Origin of the sequence: Burkholderia sp. E168m23 (genome assembly GCF_016586125.1) — a bacterium.
Lineage (GTDB): Bacteria > Pseudomonadota > Gammaproteobacteria > Burkholderiales > Burkholderiaceae > Burkholderia > Burkholderia orbicola.
The window spans coordinates 1-1,253 of sequence record NZ_BCPP01001395.1; the positions used below are offsets into that span (position 1 = coordinate 1).

The window sequence follows — 1,253 nt, forward strand, 5'->3', positions numbered from 1 at the left end:
CATTTTAGGGCGGCGGCAGTGCGGTTCGGGGACGTCGCGACCGGGTTTTGTAACCGATTGTATGGCGCCGGCCGAACGGTTTCGCGGGGTCGGTCCATTTCCATCCGAAGCGGCTCAAGCGTCTCGTGCCTTCGCGTCCGAAACGGGCTGTCGCGGCGGCTCGCCAGTCTTGTAACCATTCGCGGTATACGCCCCGATACCCTTCGTCTAGAATCCGCGTAACTTTTACAAACAATCCCCCAACGACGCAGGCGGGGAAGCCGGCAGAGGCCGGAGGGACGGAGATTTGCACGCGCCGGGCGTGCACGACGGTTGCCGTTTCCGGGCGCCTCCCGCTGCCATGGGCCGCCTGCACGCACGCATGATGAACGCACTGGAACAAGAGCTCGCCACGCTGATCATCGGCGAACTGAATCTCGAAGACGTCCCGCTCGACACAGTGACGGCCGACACCCCGCTGTATGGCGAAGGGTTCGGGCTCGACTCCATCGACATCCTGGAAATCGCGCTGCTGATTTCGAAGAAATACGGCTTCGAACTGCGCTCGGACAATCCGGACAACCAGACAATCTTTGCGACGCTCGGTGCGCTGGCTGCCTACGTCGCCGCGCATCGCACGAAGTGACGGCGGCGCTCGGCGGACGATGCGCGGCGGCAGCGATCGAGGGGAACACGCGATGAACGGAGCAAGGCGATGCGGGCGCTCGTGACGGGCGGCAGCGGCGCACTCGGGCAGGCGATTTGCACGGCGCTCGCGCAGGCCGGCCATGAAGTGTGGGTGCATGCGAACCGCCATCTCGAGCAGGCGCAGGCCGTCGCGCAACGGATCGTCGCGGCCGGCGGCGCCGCGCACGCGATCGCGTTCGACGTGACCGACGCCGATGCGACGCTCGCCGCGCTGAAGCCGTTCATCGACGAGACGCCGGTGCAGATCCTCGTCAACAACGCGGGCATTCACGACGACGCGCCGATGGCCGGCATGTCGCGCCAGCAATGGCACAGCGTGATCGACGTGACGCTCAACGGCTTTTTCAACGTCACGCAGCCGCTGCTGCTGCCGATGATCCGCACGCGGCGCGGGCGGATCGTCAACATCGCGTCGGTGGCCGGCGTGACCGGCAATCGCGGGCAGGCCAATTACGCGGCCGCGAAGGCGGGGCTGATCGGCGCGACGAAGTCGCTGTCGCTGGAGCTCGCGTCGCGCGGCATCACCGTGAACGCGGTGGCGCCCGGCATCATCGCGTCGCCGATGG

The 1,253-nt window shown here is 66.6% G+C and carries 2 protein-coding genes; both read left to right on the forward strand.

Features of this window, described 5'->3' with window-relative positions:
* The first annotated feature begins 340 nt into the window (after positions 1 to 340).
* Positions 341 to 625 (forward strand): phosphopantetheine-binding protein, encoded by a 285-nt coding sequence (locus JMF90_RS37590; RefSeq protein WP_011546210.1) that lies wholly within the window; start codon positions 341 to 343, stop codon positions 623 to 625.
* Positions 626 to 694: 69 nt separating this feature from the next.
* The coding region (locus JMF90_RS37595; protein WP_201326393.1) for an SDR family NAD(P)-dependent oxidoreductase at positions 695 to 1,253 on the forward strand (559 nt) is incomplete at its 3' end.